Raw genomic sequence first — 1,690 nt, forward strand, 5'->3', positions numbered from 1 at the left:
TCATCTGGAAAGACTCCAGAAGGCAAGCAAAACTGAATAAAAGTGAAAAGAACGATTTAAACCAATCAATTTTTTATTGATTAAAAATAATTTCGAATTTAAGAGCCAAGGTTAACTTGGGATTAAATAAACCATTTAATCGAGAGTTTGATCCTGGCTCAGGACGAACGCTGGCGGCGTGCTTAACACATGCAAGTCGAACGATGAAAGAGAATCCGATCTCTTCGGAGTGAAGAATCTCTGGATTAGTGGCGGACGGGTGAGTAACGCGTGAGCAATCTGCCTTACACAAAGGGATAGCCTCGGGAAACCGGGATTAATACCATATGATATCTATTAACCGCATGGTTTATAGATTAAAGAATTTCGGTGTAAGATGAGCTCGCGTCCCATTAATTAGTTGGTGAGGGTAACGGCCCACCAAGATAGCGATGGGTAGCCGATCTAAGAGGATGACCGGCCACATTGGAACTGAGAAACGGTCCAAACTCCTACGGGAGGCAGCAGTGGGGAATATTGCACAATGGGGGAAACCCTGATGCAGCGACGCCGCGTGAGCGATGAAGGCTTTCGAGTCGTAAAGCTCTGTCCTATGGGAAGATAATGACGGTACCATAGAAGAAAGCCCCGGCTAATTACGTGCCAGCAGCCGCGGTAATACGTAAGGGGCGAGCGTTGTCCGGAATTATTGGGCGTAAAGAGTGCGTAGGCGGCAAATTAAGTCAGATGTGAAAACTAAGGGCTCAACCCATAGATTGCATCTGAAACTGATATGCTTGAGTCAAGGAGAGGAAAGTGGAATTCCTAGTGTAGCGGTGGAATGCGTAGATATTAGGAGGAATACCGGTGGCGAAGGCGACTTTCTGGACTTGAACTGACGCTGAGGCACGAAAGCGTGGGGAGCAAACAGGATTAGATACCCTGGTAGTCCACGCCGTAAACGATGAGTGCTAGGTGTCTGCTCATACGAGTAGGTGCCGTACGTTAACACATTAAGCACTCCGCCTGGGGAGTACGTACGCAAGTATGAAACTCAAAGGAATTGACGGGGACCCGCACAAGCAGCGGAGCATGTGGTTTAATTCGAGGCTACGCGAAGAACCTTACCAGGACTTGACATACCAAGGAAAGTTTTTAGAGATAAAAACCCTAGATTTATCTACCTTGGATACAGGTGGTGCATGGTTGTCGTCAGCTCGTGTCGTGAGATGTTGGGTTAAGTCCCGCAACGAGCGCAACCCTTACATTTAGTTACTAACAGGTAGTGCTGAGGACTCTAGATGGACTGCCGATGACAAATCGGAGGAAGGTGGGGATGACGTCAAATCATCATGCCCTTTATGTCCTGGGCTACACACGTGCTACAATGGTCGGTACAAAGAGAAGCGAAATAGCGATATCAAGCAAACCTCAAAAAACCGATCCCAGTTCGGATTGATCTCTGCAACTCGAGATCATGAAGCCGGAGTTGCTAGTAATCGCAGATCAGAATGCTGCGGTGAATGCGTTCCCGGGTCTTGTACACACCGCCCGTCACACCATGGGAGTAGGCAATACCCGAAGCCTGTGAGCTAACCGTAAGGAGGCAGCAGTCGAAGGTAGGGTCAATGACTGGGGTGAAGTCGTAACAAGGTAGCCGTATCGGAAGGTGCGGCTGGATCACCTCCTTTCTAAGGAGAACATTAGTTCT

The 1,690-nt window shown here is 48.2% G+C and carries 1 rRNA gene; it reads left to right on the forward strand.

Annotated features, from left to right (window positions below):
• Window positions 1-135 precede the first annotated feature (135 nt).
• Window positions 136-1,670, forward strand: a 16S ribosomal RNA gene (locus tag BN30_RS04880).
• Window positions 1,671-1,690 lie beyond the last annotated feature (20 nt).

The organism is Fenollaria massiliensis, assembly GCF_000312505.2.
Classification (GTDB): Bacteria; Bacillota; Clostridia; order Tissierellales; family Peptoniphilaceae; genus Fenollaria; species Fenollaria massiliensis.